Raw genomic sequence first — 14,132 nt, 5'->3', positions numbered from 1 at the left:
AATGCTGACTTGTGACTGCGGCTTGGAGCGCTGATAAAGCCTGCTGCGCATCGTCATTTGCGGCCTGCCATGCGCACTTCCCTGGCATTCTTGTGCTTCGTGCAGTTGCGCTTCCTGGGCCAGCGGGGGACGCGCCCGCCTTCCGCCCGCTACGTTTTTGTTTCGCGCTGTCAGGCCTTGCTAGCTGCCGGAGCAGGCATCGAGTAGCGCTTCCAGCTGGCGGACATGGGCGGCTCGCAATTGCTCGCGCGCCAGCAAGGCTTGCACTTGCTCGAAGATACCGTGGGATGGCACCGCCGGCAAGACGGGCGCAACGGGGCGCGTGGCGATGCATGGCGTGCTCACGGGCCAAGCTTCCACGTTCGATGCTGGCGCGCAGGCCGCACAACCGGTCAAGAAACTCAGCAGCAATAAGCTAGCTAAACTGTTGGCGAGGCTGCCTGCATGTCTTACGGCACGTTTACGCGGCCGCCTCACGGCATTTCGCTGGCGATCAGCGCCTCGGCCGCACGGCAGGCATCGCCTTCGGGCTGCAACGCCAGGATGCGCGCAGCAGCCGCTTGCGCGTCTGCCTGCCCGGCTTGCGCCGCGGCCTGCGCCTGCCTTACCCGCGCCGACCGGCGCGCGCCCTCCTCCCGCATCGCGTTCAGCGCCTGGTTCTGGCGCCGCAACACGCCCTGCACCTCGCTCACTTGCGCCGCGCACGCGGCACGGCCCGCTTCGCGGCCCCAGCGCTGGGCGCAAAACACGGCCGCGCCCAACAGCAACAGCATGGCCGCAATGCTCAACGACGGCTTCATGCCAGCACCTTGCGCGCTGCCTGGTACAAGGCCAGACGCTCGGCCAGGCCGTTGACGCCACCGTTGATGCGGCGCGTCACGCGCTCCTGGTCGCCCGCATCAGCCAGGCGGTTCAAGCCGCGCGATTGCCAGAACCAGCCCGCCGAGCGGCACGCGAAAGCCGTTTGCTCGAGCAACTGCGGCGCCGCCAGCAGGTCCTGGCCCAGCGCCACGCCGCACGCCGCATAATTGGCGCGCCCCGTCACCTGCAGCAAGCCGCGCCCCTTGAAGCGCACGCCATCGCCGGCGATCACATTGCCCAGGTCGGCGCGTCCTTCATAGGCGGCGCCGCTGGCCAACTCGCGCACATATCGCAGCTGCCCTGATTCGTGGCCCACCTGCGCCAGGAATGCCGCCTGGCGCTGCGGCGTATCGATGCCGAATTCCGCCATCGCCGCATTCAAGGGCGCCAGGAACAGCGTAGCGCGGCGGCCGGCCAGCGGCATGATCTGCATCAATTGCGCGCCTGTCACAGCATGCCCCGCACGTCCTTGACGGCAGCGGCCGCGTCGGCCGCCAGCTCGCCGATATCCTTGCCGCGCCGCTTGTCAAACCAGCGCACGCAGGCGCCCAGCACCCACCAGGCTGGCAAACCGGCCGCCACCATCAGCGGCGCGGCGATGAATAAAAATCCCGTGGCAGGGTCGCCGCCATACAGGCCCGCCACCGTCTTCGCGCTGTCGAACAGGCTGGGCCACCACGACAGCACGGCCGCCACGAGCACGGGACCGAGGAAGGTGGAAATGATGATGCTGGAACAAAAACGAATGAATGCCTCCTTGGTGGATCGGGGCCACATGAACATGAAGCCCAGCGACGTGGCGGCGGCGCCGGCCAGCACGGGCACGCCAAACAGTTTGATCAATGCGCCGCCGGCGGCGGTGGTTTCGAGGGCCATGGTTGCCTTTCAGGTGGTGGAAATGAAAAAACCCGCCGAGGCGGGTTGGAGGTGAATTGCTGGTCTGCTACACGGCCTTGACCATCACGTAGGCGCGACCGTCCGGCTCGATCGAAATGACGCGGCCGACGGCATGCAGGTACTGCTTCATGGTGAGGTCATCTTCACGCACGGCGATACCCTTGATGCCTGCGCCGTCCTGCACCGGCACGATATAGTCGCCCGGCTGGGCGCCCAGCACGTTCACCGGCACGCGGCCGGCGATGGCAATGCGGTCGACCTTCTGGCGTTCGGCTTCGAGCGCGGCGTCAAAGGCGGCCATGGCTTCGGCATCCTGCTGCGTGGCGGCATCGTGTGCGGCCAGCGCTACAGCGTAGGCAGCCTGTTTGGCAGCCCATTCGGCGTCGGTGTCGCCAGGCGTCACCACGTCCTGATATTCCGGGGGATTTGTGCCGGGCAGAGGCTGCTGCACGATTACATCGACCAGACGCGGTGGCTGCTTGGGAGCTTGTCCTGCCTTAGCTATAGGGCGTGGCCCAACGCAGCTCGCCCAAGTGTCGCCACCGACAAACGAGGGTGCCGTAGATTTGATGGCGAACAAGACGGCATCGCCCCACTGGTCGGTAACAGTATTGCTGGAAGTGATGCCGATAATCTGGCCCTTGGCGACTGTATCGCACATGGCAGATTTGACAATGTACTCAGCATAATCGTTGCCTGGGGTATTAACAGTGCCGAGCGTCGTGATACTGCTGTTCGTAGTTGAATTTTTCCCCACATACATTACCGAGGGGGCTACCGGCAGTAGAGCGCCATTGCCTGCACGTAGCACCATCGTCTCAACAGCGCCTGAAAGGCCTGCTCGCAGCAGCGCCGTCCCCTGCGTACCGGCAGGAGCAAAACCACCTGACCCGGCCAACTGCAGTAGATCGACGTCATTGTCAGTCGTTGTCCCGACCAGCATGGAACCTCGCTCAGTAAACCGAGCAACCTCCCGCCATTTCCCAAGGCCTTCTCCCGTCTCGAATGCGGTGTATCCGGCATAGCGCTTCGCGGGATCACCAGCACCAACGATTCGAGTGCCGTACCCATCACCACCAGGATAGCCAAACAGGATTGCCGTACCGGCAATACCTGGCACACTAGTATTCGTGAGCAATGCTAATTGTTCAATGATGCCGAGTTGACCCAAACGAACGGCTGTTATGGTCGAGTTCGTCGTCACCGGCCCAGTCAAAGCCCCCCCCGTCAGCGGCAACGCATTATACGGCCCTGCCGCAAACGCATCCGACATCTGGTTCAGTACTTCGACGACGTTTTTCATGCCTGCGTAAAATTTTGATGCCATTTTTCAAATCCCTTCGATTTGCAGTGGTGCGGAATAGGTTTCGTAATACGGCGCGGACACCGCATCGAGGTTGCTTGCCTTGCCATACAGCATGTGGTCCTGCTCCAGGAGCGGGTCGGGGTTTTCCGGATATAAGCTAAACAGCACTGCACGCTCCTTGCCGTTCTCGCGCAGAATGCGCATGAACCGGGCGCGGTCTGCCGGCGTGAGGTGCGCCAACTGGATGCTCAGCTTGTCGCTGGACGTGCCCACGGCGGTTTTCAAGTCGCCCGCAGCCGTGCGGTAATCCTCGCTGCTGTCCTGCAACTGCAGCTGGGCGCCGTAATCTGCGTTGTATTCAGGCGACCAGTAATTGCCCGCCACCAGGCGCGATAGCTCGATGTAGCCATCCGCCGTATCGGGGCAAAACACGTCGATCACCATCCGGCGTACGAAGACTGGAGCGAACCATGCCACCGCATCGGCGCCACCGCCGCGTGCCCAGCTGTTCACGCTGCCCCACCGGTAGGCGTTCCAGCCCAGCGGCAGTTCACCGAACGGATAGGATTCCAGCGGCGCCTCGGGGCAAGGCATCGTCCAAGCGGAATCCAATACCGGCACAGCATCGCCCGGCTGGGCAAAGGCCCGCACGCGCATGCGCGCGCTGCTGGTCAGGTTGGTAAAGATCAGCGCCACACAAGCGATGGCCTCTTGCGTCGGCCAGGTGGCCGTGATGGTCTGCACCGTACCGGTGGCGCGCAGCACGGCCGATTTACTGTCGCGCTGCAGGTTGGCCGGGCCCAGCGCGCCGGCCTGGCTCGATGCCGTCAGCACGGCGCGGTCGGCGGCATTGTCGTAGAGGATGCGCAAGTTACTCATGCGCCCTCCGGCACCGGCCACACGATGGCGTCCAGCGCCTCGGTGGATGTGGCGACGGCAATGCGCGCGCGCAAGTCACGTCCGATGGCAAAGACCGCGGCGATATGTGCCCCCAGCGCGGCGCCCACGGCGACCATGCCGGCCGCATCGAGCGTCACCTGCGTGTTGTCCGACAAGGTCCAGTCGATGCTGTACGGCTGGCCGGCGGCTTGCGCCAGCAGGGCCTGCTGCGTGGCGCCAGTGATGCGGTCCTTGTCTGCCTGGTACAGGGCGCCGTCCCACGCGAAATCCGCAGTCTCGGCAAGCGCGCGCGCCTGCTTGATGCGCGCCCATGCGCGGGTCCGGGCCGTATCGAGCGTGCCGCTGCGGTCCGCGACAATGCTGCCGCCGGCAAACGGACTGGCCGCGTCAGTGGTCAGCCACCGCTCGGCAATGCCGCCCAGCTCTCCTTGCAATTGCAATAATGGCATCTGCAGCGGGGTGTTCCAGGCCAGGCCGGAACCGGCCAGATAAGCCGCTTCGCTGGCGTAGCTATGCACGGAAAGCTGCGCAGTATCGAATGGCGCATTGATTTCAATTCGCTTGAGCAGATGAACGCTGACCGCCACGCCATTTGGCGTGGTGAAATTTTTGAGAATCATCAGTTTTCCTAGTCGTAAAGAGATGCATTTATGATGGGCATGCTCAGATCTGAAGTATTTCCCGAATGCGAGCTGGTATCCCGGTCATATTCGGCGCCCCTGAAATAGTAGGCAGCCACATTGGCCATAGCAGTGGAAAAAGTCGCCCCATTTCTGCGCACCCCGCCCCGGTTCTCGTAGAACTGGGAATTGCCCGACCCGGGATATCCCGGCGCATCGCCCACCGACACGTCGCTGAGTTGGTAGGCATCAGGCAGCAGGATGGCGGCACTGGATGCGGCGGGAATAACGTAATCGCTTATTTGGTAGCCAAAGGATATGGACAAGAATGACTCTATCTTCAGAGACAAATTGCCGCTATCGAATATCAGCTTTCCCGCAGCATCCCACGAACGCATGCCAAAGGTATTGGGGGAGGCAATGGCGCGTCCGATGGCAAAGCAATAGCCAATTGGCAAGGTGGGCAACACGCCTGCGCTGCGCCGGTAGATATTCATGCCAGACATGCTGCCGTTGCCTGGAGTGTCCACGGAGAAAGTGGGATAAAACCAGATATCCTCCCCATTGGCATCCGGATAACGCCAGAACGTCATGACGGCGCGGCCGCCCGAATCCGGCATCGAAGTAACTTGATGGGAATTCGTATAGTAAGGTTTGGCGCCGACATCCCCGCTGGTAAACAGGCCGGAAATATGCGGCGCGGGATTCAAGGTCACCTTGCCAATAAACTCCGGCACCATGAATTCTTCATCGATGACCCGGCTTCCCTTTTCCGTATTAAACAGTATGCCGTTCGTCATGATGCAAATACCAGCAAGATCAGATCGCCGCCATAGGCATCCTTGTATTCAAACGAGAAAGTAATCGTGGGGTTGCCATGGCCATCCTGCCCGACCACCCAGGCAAAGACGCCGCCCATTACCTGAAATACCCGCAAGGACATGCCGCGCAATCCGGAATACACGCGTACCGCAGGTTGCTCGGGGCCTTGCCGCCACGTTTCCACATAGATGCCGCCTGCGCCATCGGGGGTGATCATGGGCGTGCCATTGGCTTTATAGGTCGTAATACCCATGCTCATCGTGTCAGGTCTCCTATCTGTACGCGCAGCATGTTGTTGCTGTCGTACACCTTAATCACGTTGTCCCAGATTTCCGTGCGGGCTCCCCAGGTAGCGTTGCGCAAGGTACCGATGACGGCTGACATCGCCGACAAGGAATTGATACTGGCGGTATTGATCAGTGCCAGATCGATCGCCGCGCCCTGGATATATGTGCCGATGTTGGCCCGGCTCATCTGTCCGCCGATATTCACGCCAAAGGTAGCGCCTGCTGTCGCATTCGCCGGGGGCTTGGCGCCGATCACCTTGCTGTAATCGATGCCGCTGGCACCTGCGGCAAGAATCACGCTGTCATTTGCGCCATAGATCGTGACCGCCTTCATCACCGCCTGGCCCGCCGCATTGACGGACCAGTTGCCAGCAGCGTCACTGATGGTGCCGGTCACGAGCAGCCTGCCTGTCTTCGTATTGACCGCTTCCAGGCTGGTGACGTTCAAGGCCTTGGCCGCCACCGTGCCCTCCACCAGCAGATTGCCGTTCAACACGGTGCCGAGATCCAGCCAGGTATTGTCCACAAAGAACTTTGTCACCGCATGCGTGGCGTCGTACAAGGTCACGACGTCGCGGTTGATCGGCGCGCCATAGCCGGCGCGTCCCAGTTCGTACACGGCAGAAGCATCGGACCATGCGGAATAGCCCGGCGCGGTGATGGTGACGGTACCGCGCTGGCCCGACGCGCCCGGCACGCCCTGCCCTCCCCGGAATTTCGACCAGGCGTAATCGGCCTTGTTGCTGCTTGCCGCCAGGCTGGTCTTGTTGACAGCCAGGCCCAGATACAGGGTGCTGTCACGGGGAACGTCGTACATTCCCGTGCCATCGGCAGCATCCGCATACTTGATCCAGGTATAAGTGCTTTTGCCATCCGCGCCCGGCGTACCGCTGACGCCATCCGCGCCCTTGATCAGCGACCAGCTGTAGTCGCCCGGATTATTGCTTTCTTCCGGCGTGGGCTTGTTATACGCAAGACCGATATAGCTCATGCCTGCCGGCGCATCCGACAGTCCCCCGCCTGCCGCGGAAGCGGCATATTTCACCCAGGTGTAGGTAGTCTCGCCGTCGGCAGCCAGACGGGCCGCCGAAGCCCACTCGCCAGGGGCGATATCGTCGACGGCAGTGCGCGAGGCTGCCGTCGCCCCGGACGTGAACAGATAAGCGCCGCCGTTTGCAGGCACCTGGCTTGACCAGCCGTTGTTCAGGCCCGCCAACTCGCCCGTGGCAAACGTGAACGTGCATGTGGCGCTGGGCAGTGCCGGCGCGATACTGCTCGGGCCCCGCTGGTAGATCCGCACCGATGCCACATTCAAGCCGTCGGCGCCATTCTGCGCCAGCTGTACGGGCGCCGTCCATTCGCCTGCGGCGATGCCATCCGTCGCATTGCGCGAACTGGCGGCGGCCACGCGCACGTACAACGGCGCCGTGCCGGCCGGGATATTCTTCGACCAGCCATTGGCCAGGTCGTTGCCGGCCGGCGTCGTGATGGCGGCAGTGGCGAAGGTAAAGATAATGTCGCCCGGAGAATCGCCAGGTGCCGCAGCGGCGCGCTTGTAGGCGAAAGCCTGGCCCGTATTCAAACCGGCCAGGCCCGTCTCGCCAGCGGCGCCGTCGAAGACCTTGCTGACCATGTAATTGGCGATGTAATCGACGCCAAACTCACTGATGCGCGCCTGCACCAGCGCCGTGTCGGTCGTCATGCTGGCAAAATCGACCGTGGCCACGTTGCCGTTGACCCGCAAGGTCGTGCCGGACGATACCGAAAACACGATATCGCCCACCACGTTCACGGGCTTGGCCGTGATGGCGATCGAACCAGGCGCACCCTCGCCCGCGCTATTGACGCGAAACACGGGCGTGCTGGCGGCCATCAGGATCGCCTTGCCATCGGCAACGGTACTGAAACGCTCCGCCGTCGCCTGCAGCAGCCTGTCGCGTTCCCCCACTATGGCGCTCATACGAGCACCCCCACCGTCACTCTGCCCGTCAGCCAGAAGCGCGACAGCATCACCACCACGCCCGGCACGCCATCCTGCAAGCCGAAGCGTTCGGCGCGCAGCCGCACGGGCTGTCCCAGTTCCAGCATCATCATCTCGGGTTCTCCATCGAATTCATAAATGGTGCGCGGCACCTTGTTCAGGGCCAGGCGCCGCTGCGCTTCCGCGCGGGCGTCGGCCCGCGTCTTCAGGCAGGTATCGATCTGCACCGGGTCGTCGCTCAGGCGATAGCGTGTGCGCACCGCCTCATCGACAACCGTCTCCGTCAGCCATTCCGTGGCGTACAAATCCGCATGCGCGGGCGGAATGCTCGTCGTCAGGCCTGCCTGCAGCGTCCAGTTGCGGTCGAAGCCGATCTTCACGGCCGCCGTCACGGGCACGCGCTGCGCGGGACGCAGCGAGCGTTCGCGCATCTGTTCCGGACCGATCTCCACCGGCACGCCGGCGGCCGGCAGCGCAATCTGCACCAGGCGCAGCTGGCCGGTGCGCGACATGAGCGCCTGGGCGCCCACGCTGGCCGCCAGCTGCTGGATGGCCTGCGCCTGGTTCGTGCGGTCCGCAACATACAGCCCCACCGGCTGCGGGTGGGCCGCATCGAAGGCGGCCAGGTTGACCAGGTCCAGGTCGTCCGGGGTAAAACGGTCGGCCGCCTTGCCGTAGGCGGTGGCGATGCGCTGCACCAGCGGGGCGATGCGCGGCGCATAACCGCCGCCCTTGTCGCCCTGCACGCTGGCCGTGATCGTGGTGGAAAACGGATCGGTCGTCAGGTTGAAGCGTCCCGCCTGGTCATTGAGCGCCACGGCGATCGGCTTGCCGTTGGTGCGCACCTCGAACGTCGATTCGATCGCGCCGAGAAAACCGTATTCCAGGGTGGCAGGATTGGTCAGCAAGGGCGCCACGTTGTGGCACTCGCCAAACGGTATCGGCAGGATGGCGTCCTTGTTCGGCGTCGCCCCACCCAGCTTGGCTTCGGAAATTGGCGTATTCAGGCGCTGCAGCTTGTCGCGCAGTACCAGGTTGACCGACTCGCGACCCGCACTGGCCACGTCGGCGATGATGCCGTCGAAGACCAGCCGGAAGTCGGCGCGCGGCCACGATGCATCGCCGGCCCAGGCCTTGATCGGCCGGTTCATCCAGACGTCATCCAGCCAGCCATCGAGCGCCCCGTCGGCGTTATCGAGTTCGATATCGCCGCCCGACAGCCCCGCCTCGCCGGACAGGCTGACCTGCTCCGTGAAAGCCAGGCCGCCCTTGGCCAGCGGCTGGTACGCGGTATTCGCCGGCACCTCAACCGGCCCGGTGACGTAGGGCCGCGAGGCGATATACCGCGTCACCTCGCTGCCGGCCACGTTCACCTGCGCCTCGATCAGCACCATGCGGATGGCCGACGGGCTTTGCAGCCAATCCTGAAATTGCGCATCGGTCATGCGTATTCTCCTTTCACTGCATTGGCCCAGGCGGATGCCCGGGACGATTTATCCACGCCATCGACCACCGTCCTGGCGGCGTTGGCATTCGATTCAAAGGTGGCCTGGATGGTGGCGCCCGTTTGCGCCCGCTGGTCGGCGCGCAAGCCTTCCAGTTCGACACGCATGGCCTGGTTGTCTTCGCGCAGGCCGCGGATTTCGGCCACCAGCACCTCGGAGCCGACGTTCGCCACCGACGAGTAGCGCATGGGGTCGAAGACTGCTGGTGCTTCCACCGCGGCTTCTCCGAAAGAGGCGGCGACAGACATGCCGGCGGCAGGCGAAAACCGCATGCCGCCCGTGATATCGGTCTGCCCGCCTGCCCGCAACGCCGCACCCAGCGCAGCGACCGCTTGCTCGATACCGACCGCCGTCTTGTTCAGGTTAATCAACTGCCCCACCTGCGTATCGAGTGCCGTCAGCTGCTTTTGCGCATCATTCAACTGCGTGCCCGTGATCGCCGCCAGCGCCGCCAGCTCGGACTGGACCCTGGCCGCATCGGCGGCATAGCTCGCGCTTGCAGCGTTCACGACCTGGCTGGCCGTCAAATACGCGGTGGCAGTACCTGTCAGCGCCGACTGCGCCGCCGCATCGCCCGTCTTCGCCTTGGCCAGCGTCTCTTCATACTGACGCTGCGCCTCTACCATCTTCTGCATCGGCGTCAAGGTCGACAGGTTGCCCAGCAACAGAGAATCCTTGAAGGTGCGGATGCCGTCGCCAAACGATTTCAGACGCTCGATGGTGGACTTGAGGGCCGAAGACTCCGTTTCATAGGCAGTTGCAATATCCTGCCGCGCCTGCAACTGGTCATACAAGGCCAGGTTAGCGGCATCGACCGCTGTACGCTCCCTGGCACGCAATTGCGCCGTAGTCATCGTCATCTGGTCAAGCTTTTCCTGGATACCCTTGCGCTCGTCGGCAATACTCTGTTCCGACCTGGTCAGGCTTTCCGTCGCCGCATGCGTCTTCGCGAACGCATCGGCCAATGCCATCAGGCCCGCATACTGGTCGGCCCCCGTCTTGGTAGCCAATGCGCCAGAATTGACCAATTGCAATACCGTGTCCTTGAACTGCGCTCGCGTAGTCACACTGGCATAGCCCAGGGCCGCCATCTGTTCCGTCACGTGTTTTTGCACGGGCGCCAGACGCTCGGCTTCGGTCAGATAGTTTTCGGCAAAGAATGCAGTCCGATTGCCCAGTGCTTCCACGCCGCCGGCAGCCTTGACCAGCTGCTCGCGTGCCGCCAGGGACGCCACGCCAACGGCGCCGAATGCCTGCTGCGATGTGCTGCCCAGGGTAGCCAGCACGCCATCGACAACCGCGTAGTTGCCCGCCAGGCGCTGCAGCGCAGCGCTGGCCGATTCGCCCTTCTGGCTCAGTTGCGACAGCGATGGCACCAGTTCCTTTGCCATCGCATCGCCGACGCCGGTAAAGAAATCGGCAATGGCTTTCTGGTTCGCGGCGTCATCCTTGGTCATGACGATATTGAGCGACTGCGTGCGCGTGGCCAGGCTATCCGTGTTGACGCCCAAGGTGCTGGCGAAAGCGCCCGTCACCGCCTTCATCTGCGCATACGTATCGCCAAGCGAGGCCGCCAGCTCGGCATCGACTTCAGAGCGGTCGGTACCTTTTTTATTCTTGCGGAAAAGGCCGCCCTTCTGGGTCCAGTTCGAATAACTCTCACCCGTAAAGCCATCGGCACCGAGGCTGCCGGAAATACCGGCACTGCTGACCTTTTTTTCGCCCATGCCGAACAGGCGGTTCGCTGCTCCCCCCAGCAAGCCGCCCACCAGCGCGCCCACGGCAGTACCTACCACCGGGAAAACGCTGCCAACGACAGCCCCGATCGCCGTGCCAGCATTGACGATGCCATTACGGCCGTACTCCCCTGAAATCATCTTGCCGCCATATACTCCGCCCATGACGCCGGCGGCAACGCTTGCCGCCGCACCCGCACCGGTGGCGAATGCGCCATTGGCCCCGGCCGTGTAAGGAGTGCCTTGCAGCATGCTCATGCCACGCTGCACGCCATTGGCCACTGATGTACCAATACCGGAAAGTCCGCTGGATAGTGAATCGTAGATGCCCTTCGCCGAACTCAGGAACGACTGGATGCCCCCGCCGTTGGCCACACTGCCCTGCGCTTGCGCCGCGCCCGGATTCAGGAATGAGGCAAAGCCGGCCGCGATGGGCGACATGATCGGTTGCAGCACGAGGTTGTTGAACATGTTCTTCAACTTGTCCTTGAACATGGTCGCCAGGTTCTTGCCGCCTTCGAAGCCGTTCATGAACGCGTCAGTCAGTGACTTTTCGATGTCCTTGGCGCTGGCGGCCCAGTCATCGGAAGCCTTCTTGGCCGCCGCCGCAGACGCTTCCTTGGCGGCCAGTTCTTCCGTCGCCGTCATGCTGCGCTGCTTGGCATCGATCAATGCATTCAAATACTCGATCTGGGCCGCGTTTTCCTTGCCCACTGCCAGCGCCGCGCGCTGCTCCTTCAACAGCGCCATTTCATTCTGCGCGATGGCGGTCTTGCTCATGCCATACACCGCCACCAGCTTTTCGCCAGCCTCGGCTTCCTTGACGGCATCGGCAACGGCCTGCGTCCGCGTCTCGGACAGCGCTTTCGCGTCTGCCAGCGTCTGCTCGGTCACAGCCTTGGCTTGCTTGCCCACCTCGATCTCATCGACGCGGGCCTGAATTACCTTACGCGCAACCTCGAATCCCGCCTGCTGCGACGCAGTCACTTTGTTCGTCCGATCCGCCAGGAGTTCCTTCAACTGATAATCGAACTTTTGCGCCTCGTTCATCTCGGCATAGCCGGCAGCTTCGCGCTTCAGGTCGCGGGCCTTGCCGCGCATCTCATTCATCATGGACTCAAAAGGCGTGGGGGGAGCGGGAAGCGCCGGCATGCCGGTAGCAGGCCCGTTCTTCGGTTTGCCGGGCGCTTCTTGTTGCTCAAGCTGCTTGAGCTTGCCCTGCACCATATCCAATTCGCCCTGCAGCCTTGCCAGGTTGCTGTCCACCCCGGCCTTGTCCAGGGACTTGTATTTTCCCGTGCGATTGCGCACGGCATCCATTTCCGTCGAAATCTCCAGCATGCGCTCGCCAGCCGGGGTATTCAGTCCTTTCTCCGACACGCCCAGCTTTGCCAGCTCATTGCGCTTTGCAAGCTGGACCATCTGCTTGTCGAGTTCAGCCACGATTTCCTTGGTACTCTTGCGCATGGGTTCTACGGCTTTCTCCGCATTGTCCTTCGCTGAACTCCCCCACATGGACCAGGCGGTTGCACCCAAGCCCAGCACCGTGACAATCAATCCGATCGGACCGCCTAGGAAGGCCAACGCACCGCGCAAAACGCCAGCGGTAACAGACGCGGCACGCATTGCCGCTGTCTGCGCCACCAAGGCTCCGGCATGGGCTTCGGCGGCAACTGCAGCACGGGCCTGGGCCGGGATCAAGCCATTGGTGGTCAACGCCAGCGCCACGTCGGCCTGGCTGGCGCGTATCGTCGCTTGCAATTCAGCCACACGCGCGGTCGCCAGTGCCGAGGTGGCGGCGGTCGCCGTCACGTCGGCATTCGCCGCCGCCAAAGTGGAGGCAAGCAAGGCCCGGTTAGCCGCGACCTTGCTATACGTAGCCACGACGACGCCGGCGGCCCAGGTGCCAAATTTCGCGGTGGTCAGCGTTTCGAGCACGCCAACGACGAGAGTCAGGTTATTTGACAAAAATTCGAGACCGCTCGTCATCAGGCGCACGGCGCCGGTAGACTCCGCCTGTCTCGCCGTGAATTCCATCACGTTATTGCTCAAGACGGTAAAGCTGCCACCGATGGTTTCGAACTGCACAGCTTCCTTGCGCAACTCGCCCAGCGCGTTCGGCAGTGCGACGGCCATCACGTCGGCAGTAATCAATCCAGCGCCGGCAAGCCCGGCGAGCGCTTCTTTCGACACGCCCAGGCCGGCGGCCATGGCTGCCATGACTTCAGGGGCGGCTTGGCTGATATCGTTAAATTGCTGGCTGCTCAGGGCGCCATCGGCGAAGGCATTGGACAGCCCCTTGAAGGCGGTAGCGGAATCGGCCGCCGAGGCGCCGCTAATCTTGACGCCAAGATTGAGCGCCTCGGTGATGCCGGCCACTTCGGTCTGGCTGATGCCCAGTTTTTTGGTCGCATCGTTCATTTGGGCATACAGACCCGCCGTGGCGGCAAGGTCCGTCTGCCCCGAGGCGGCAATGCGCTTGACGTTGTCGTACGCCTCGCCATATTCCTGCGTCGAGCTGGTCGACATGCGCAGTTGCGCTGTCAGTTTGGTATATTCATCTGACAGTTTGACGATCTGGCCGATATTGTTGGAAATACCCAGGTTGGAGAGTATCTCCGTGTATTTTTTCGTGACATCTTCGAGTTTGAAAGTCGACTTGGCAGCCCGCTCGCTGGCCTCGCGCATGCGTTCCAGATCATCTGCCGCGATGCGCACATTGAGCGTATCGATGCGTATCTGTAATGTTTCAATTTCAACGGTCATAATTTACCCATAAAAAAAGCCACCGCAAAGGTGACTGTGCAATCGAGGCCACCTTCACGACGGCTGTTGTGTTTTCCGTGTCACCTCTGCTGTAAAAATCAGGGCAAAACCAGGGCTAAGGCGAACTGTTTTGATGGGAGATATACGCTGCGTCAAGCTGATCGACCAGCTCCTCTTCCCAAACCGCCAAACGGATACGATGCCGCAGTTGCCATGCCAGGATATCCAGGCTGCTCAAGGGATTGACCGCCATGCCGTTTTGCCGCTTGCGACTCATCTGCACGAAAAACTGCCACACATGCGCCAGTTCAAACGGCAGTTGCGCGCGAACGAGAGCCTGCGGCTCCCGGTAGAGTGGATGGCGCTTGGCGGCATCCAGGTGGTCGCCTTTCGCATTACCATCAGCCGCCTTTGCCGAACGCTCGAACTGTTCCTCGGCAAAAAGCAGCAA

Annotated in this window: 13 protein-coding genes; all 13 read right to left on the bottom strand. The window is 62.5% G+C overall.

Going from position 1 to position 14,132, the window contains the following annotated elements; all coding sequences use genetic code 11:
* Nucleotides 1-180: 180 nt before the first annotated feature.
* A complete protein-coding gene (locus ACQ4WQ_RS06190) occupies nt 181-345 on the bottom strand; it encodes a hypothetical protein (RefSeq protein ID WP_436495400.1) in 165 nt (54 codons plus the stop codon).
* Nucleotides 346-473: 128 nt separating this feature from the next.
* The gene (locus ACQ4WQ_RS06185; protein WP_436495398.1) at nt 474-800 is read right to left on the bottom strand and encodes a hypothetical protein; all 327 of its coding nucleotides are present in this window, start codon (nt 798-800) and stop codon (nt 474-476) included.
* Nucleotides 797-1,294: a glycoside hydrolase family 19 protein gene (locus ACQ4WQ_RS06180; RefSeq protein ID WP_436495396.1), complete on the bottom strand. Its 498-nt coding sequence runs from the start codon at nt 1,292-1,294 to the stop codon at nt 797-799. The genes ACQ4WQ_RS06185 and ACQ4WQ_RS06180 overlap by 4 nt, the downstream gene beginning before the upstream one ends.
* A 14-nt stretch (nt 1,295-1,308) precedes the next feature.
* Nucleotides 1,309-1,737 carry a hypothetical protein gene (locus tag ACQ4WQ_RS06175; protein ID WP_152257883.1) on the bottom strand — a complete coding sequence of 143 codons (429 nt, stop codon included), beginning with the start codon at nt 1,735-1,737 and terminating at the stop codon, nt 1,309-1,311.
* A 67-nt stretch (nt 1,738-1,804) separates the two neighbouring features.
* Complete coding sequence (locus tag ACQ4WQ_RS06170) at nt 1,805-3,085, bottom strand: hypothetical protein (RefSeq protein ID WP_436495394.1); 1,281 nt, start codon at nt 3,083-3,085, stop codon at nt 1,805-1,807.
* A 3-nt stretch (nt 3,086-3,088) separates the two neighbouring features.
* Nucleotides 3,089-3,943 carry a hypothetical protein gene (locus tag ACQ4WQ_RS06165; RefSeq protein ID WP_436495392.1) on the bottom strand — a complete coding sequence of 285 codons (855 nt, stop codon included), beginning with the start codon at nt 3,941-3,943 and terminating at the stop codon, nt 3,089-3,091.
* The gene (locus tag ACQ4WQ_RS06160) at nt 3,940-4,584 is read right to left on the bottom strand and encodes a DUF4376 domain-containing protein (protein ID WP_436495390.1); all 645 of its coding nucleotides are present in this window, start codon (nt 4,582-4,584) and stop codon (nt 3,940-3,942) included. The genes ACQ4WQ_RS06165 and ACQ4WQ_RS06160 overlap by 4 nt, the downstream gene beginning before the upstream one ends.
* An 8-nt stretch (nt 4,585-4,592) precedes the next feature.
* The gene (locus ACQ4WQ_RS06155; RefSeq protein ID WP_436495388.1) at nt 4,593-5,384 is read right to left on the bottom strand and encodes a hypothetical protein; all 792 of its coding nucleotides are present in this window, start codon (nt 5,382-5,384) and stop codon (nt 4,593-4,595) included.
* On the bottom strand, nt 5,381-5,623 hold the full coding sequence (locus ACQ4WQ_RS06150) for a hypothetical protein (RefSeq protein WP_436495386.1): 243 nt from the start codon (nt 5,621-5,623) through the stop codon (nt 5,381-5,383). The genes ACQ4WQ_RS06155 and ACQ4WQ_RS06150 overlap by 4 nt, the downstream gene beginning before the upstream one ends.
* 38 nt (nt 5,624-5,661) lie before the next feature.
* On the bottom strand, nt 5,662-7,653 hold the full coding sequence (locus ACQ4WQ_RS06145) for a hypothetical protein (RefSeq protein WP_436495384.1): 1,992 nt from the start codon (nt 7,651-7,653) through the stop codon (nt 5,662-5,664).
* Nucleotides 7,650-9,119: a hypothetical protein gene (locus ACQ4WQ_RS06140; protein WP_436495382.1), complete on the bottom strand. Its 1,470-nt coding sequence runs from the start codon at nt 9,117-9,119 to the stop codon at nt 7,650-7,652. Before ACQ4WQ_RS06140 ends, ACQ4WQ_RS06145 begins: the two co-directional genes overlap by 4 nt.
* Nucleotides 9,116-13,681 carry a tape measure protein gene (locus tag ACQ4WQ_RS06135; protein WP_436495380.1) on the bottom strand — a complete coding sequence of 1,522 codons (4,566 nt, stop codon included), beginning with the start codon at nt 13,679-13,681 and terminating at the stop codon, nt 9,116-9,118. Before ACQ4WQ_RS06135 ends, ACQ4WQ_RS06140 begins: the two co-directional genes overlap by 4 nt.
* A gap of 115 nt (nt 13,682-13,796) precedes the next feature.
* Nucleotides 13,797-14,132, bottom strand: a complete 336-nt coding sequence (locus ACQ4WQ_RS06130; protein WP_436495378.1) for a phage tail assembly chaperone — start codon at nt 14,130-14,132, stop codon at nt 13,797-13,799.

Source organism: Janthinobacterium goodfellowi (assembly GCF_051380695.1).
Lineage (GTDB): Bacteria > Pseudomonadota > Gammaproteobacteria > Burkholderiales > Burkholderiaceae_D > Janthinobacterium.
This window is presented reverse-complemented; position numbering and strand designations above follow the sequence as displayed.

Coding starts and splice junctions, on each gene's coding strand:
- ACQ4WQ_RS06185 (WP_436495398.1), bottom strand. CDS start 800: ATGAAGCCGTCGTTGAGCATTGCGGCCATGCTGTTGCTGTTGGGCGCG.
- ACQ4WQ_RS06180 (WP_436495396.1), bottom strand. CDS start 1,294: ATGCAGATCATGCCGCTGGCCGGCCGCCGCGCTACGCTGTTCCTGGCG.
- ACQ4WQ_RS06155 (WP_436495388.1), bottom strand. CDS start 5,384: ATGACGAACGGCATACTGTTTAATACGGAAAAGGGAAGCCGGGTCATC.
- ACQ4WQ_RS06170 (WP_436495394.1), bottom strand. CDS start 3,085: ATGGCATCAAAATTTTACGCAGGCATGAAAAACGTCGTCGAAGTACTG.
- ACQ4WQ_RS06150 (WP_436495386.1), bottom strand. CDS start 5,623: ATGATCACCCCCGATGGCGCAGGCGGCATCTATGTGGAAACGTGGCGG.
- ACQ4WQ_RS06160 (WP_436495390.1), bottom strand. CDS start 4,584: ATGATTCTCAAAAATTTCACCACGCCAAATGGCGTGGCGGTCAGCGTT.
- ACQ4WQ_RS06140 (WP_436495382.1), bottom strand. CDS start 9,119: ATGACCGATGCGCAATTTCAGGATTGGCTGCAAAGCCCGTCGGCCATC.
- ACQ4WQ_RS06165 (WP_436495392.1), bottom strand. CDS start 3,943: ATGAGTAACTTGCGCATCCTCTACGACAATGCCGCCGACCGCGCCGTG.
- ACQ4WQ_RS06135 (WP_436495380.1), bottom strand. CDS start 13,681: ATGACCGTTGAAATTGAAACATTACAGATACGCATCGATACGCTCAAT.
- ACQ4WQ_RS06175 (WP_152257883.1), bottom strand. CDS start 1,737: ATGGCCCTCGAAACCACCGCCGCCGGCGGCGCATTGATCAAACTGTTT.
- ACQ4WQ_RS06145 (WP_436495384.1), bottom strand. CDS start 7,653: ATGAGCGCCATAGTGGGGGAACGCGACAGGCTGCTGCAGGCGACGGCG.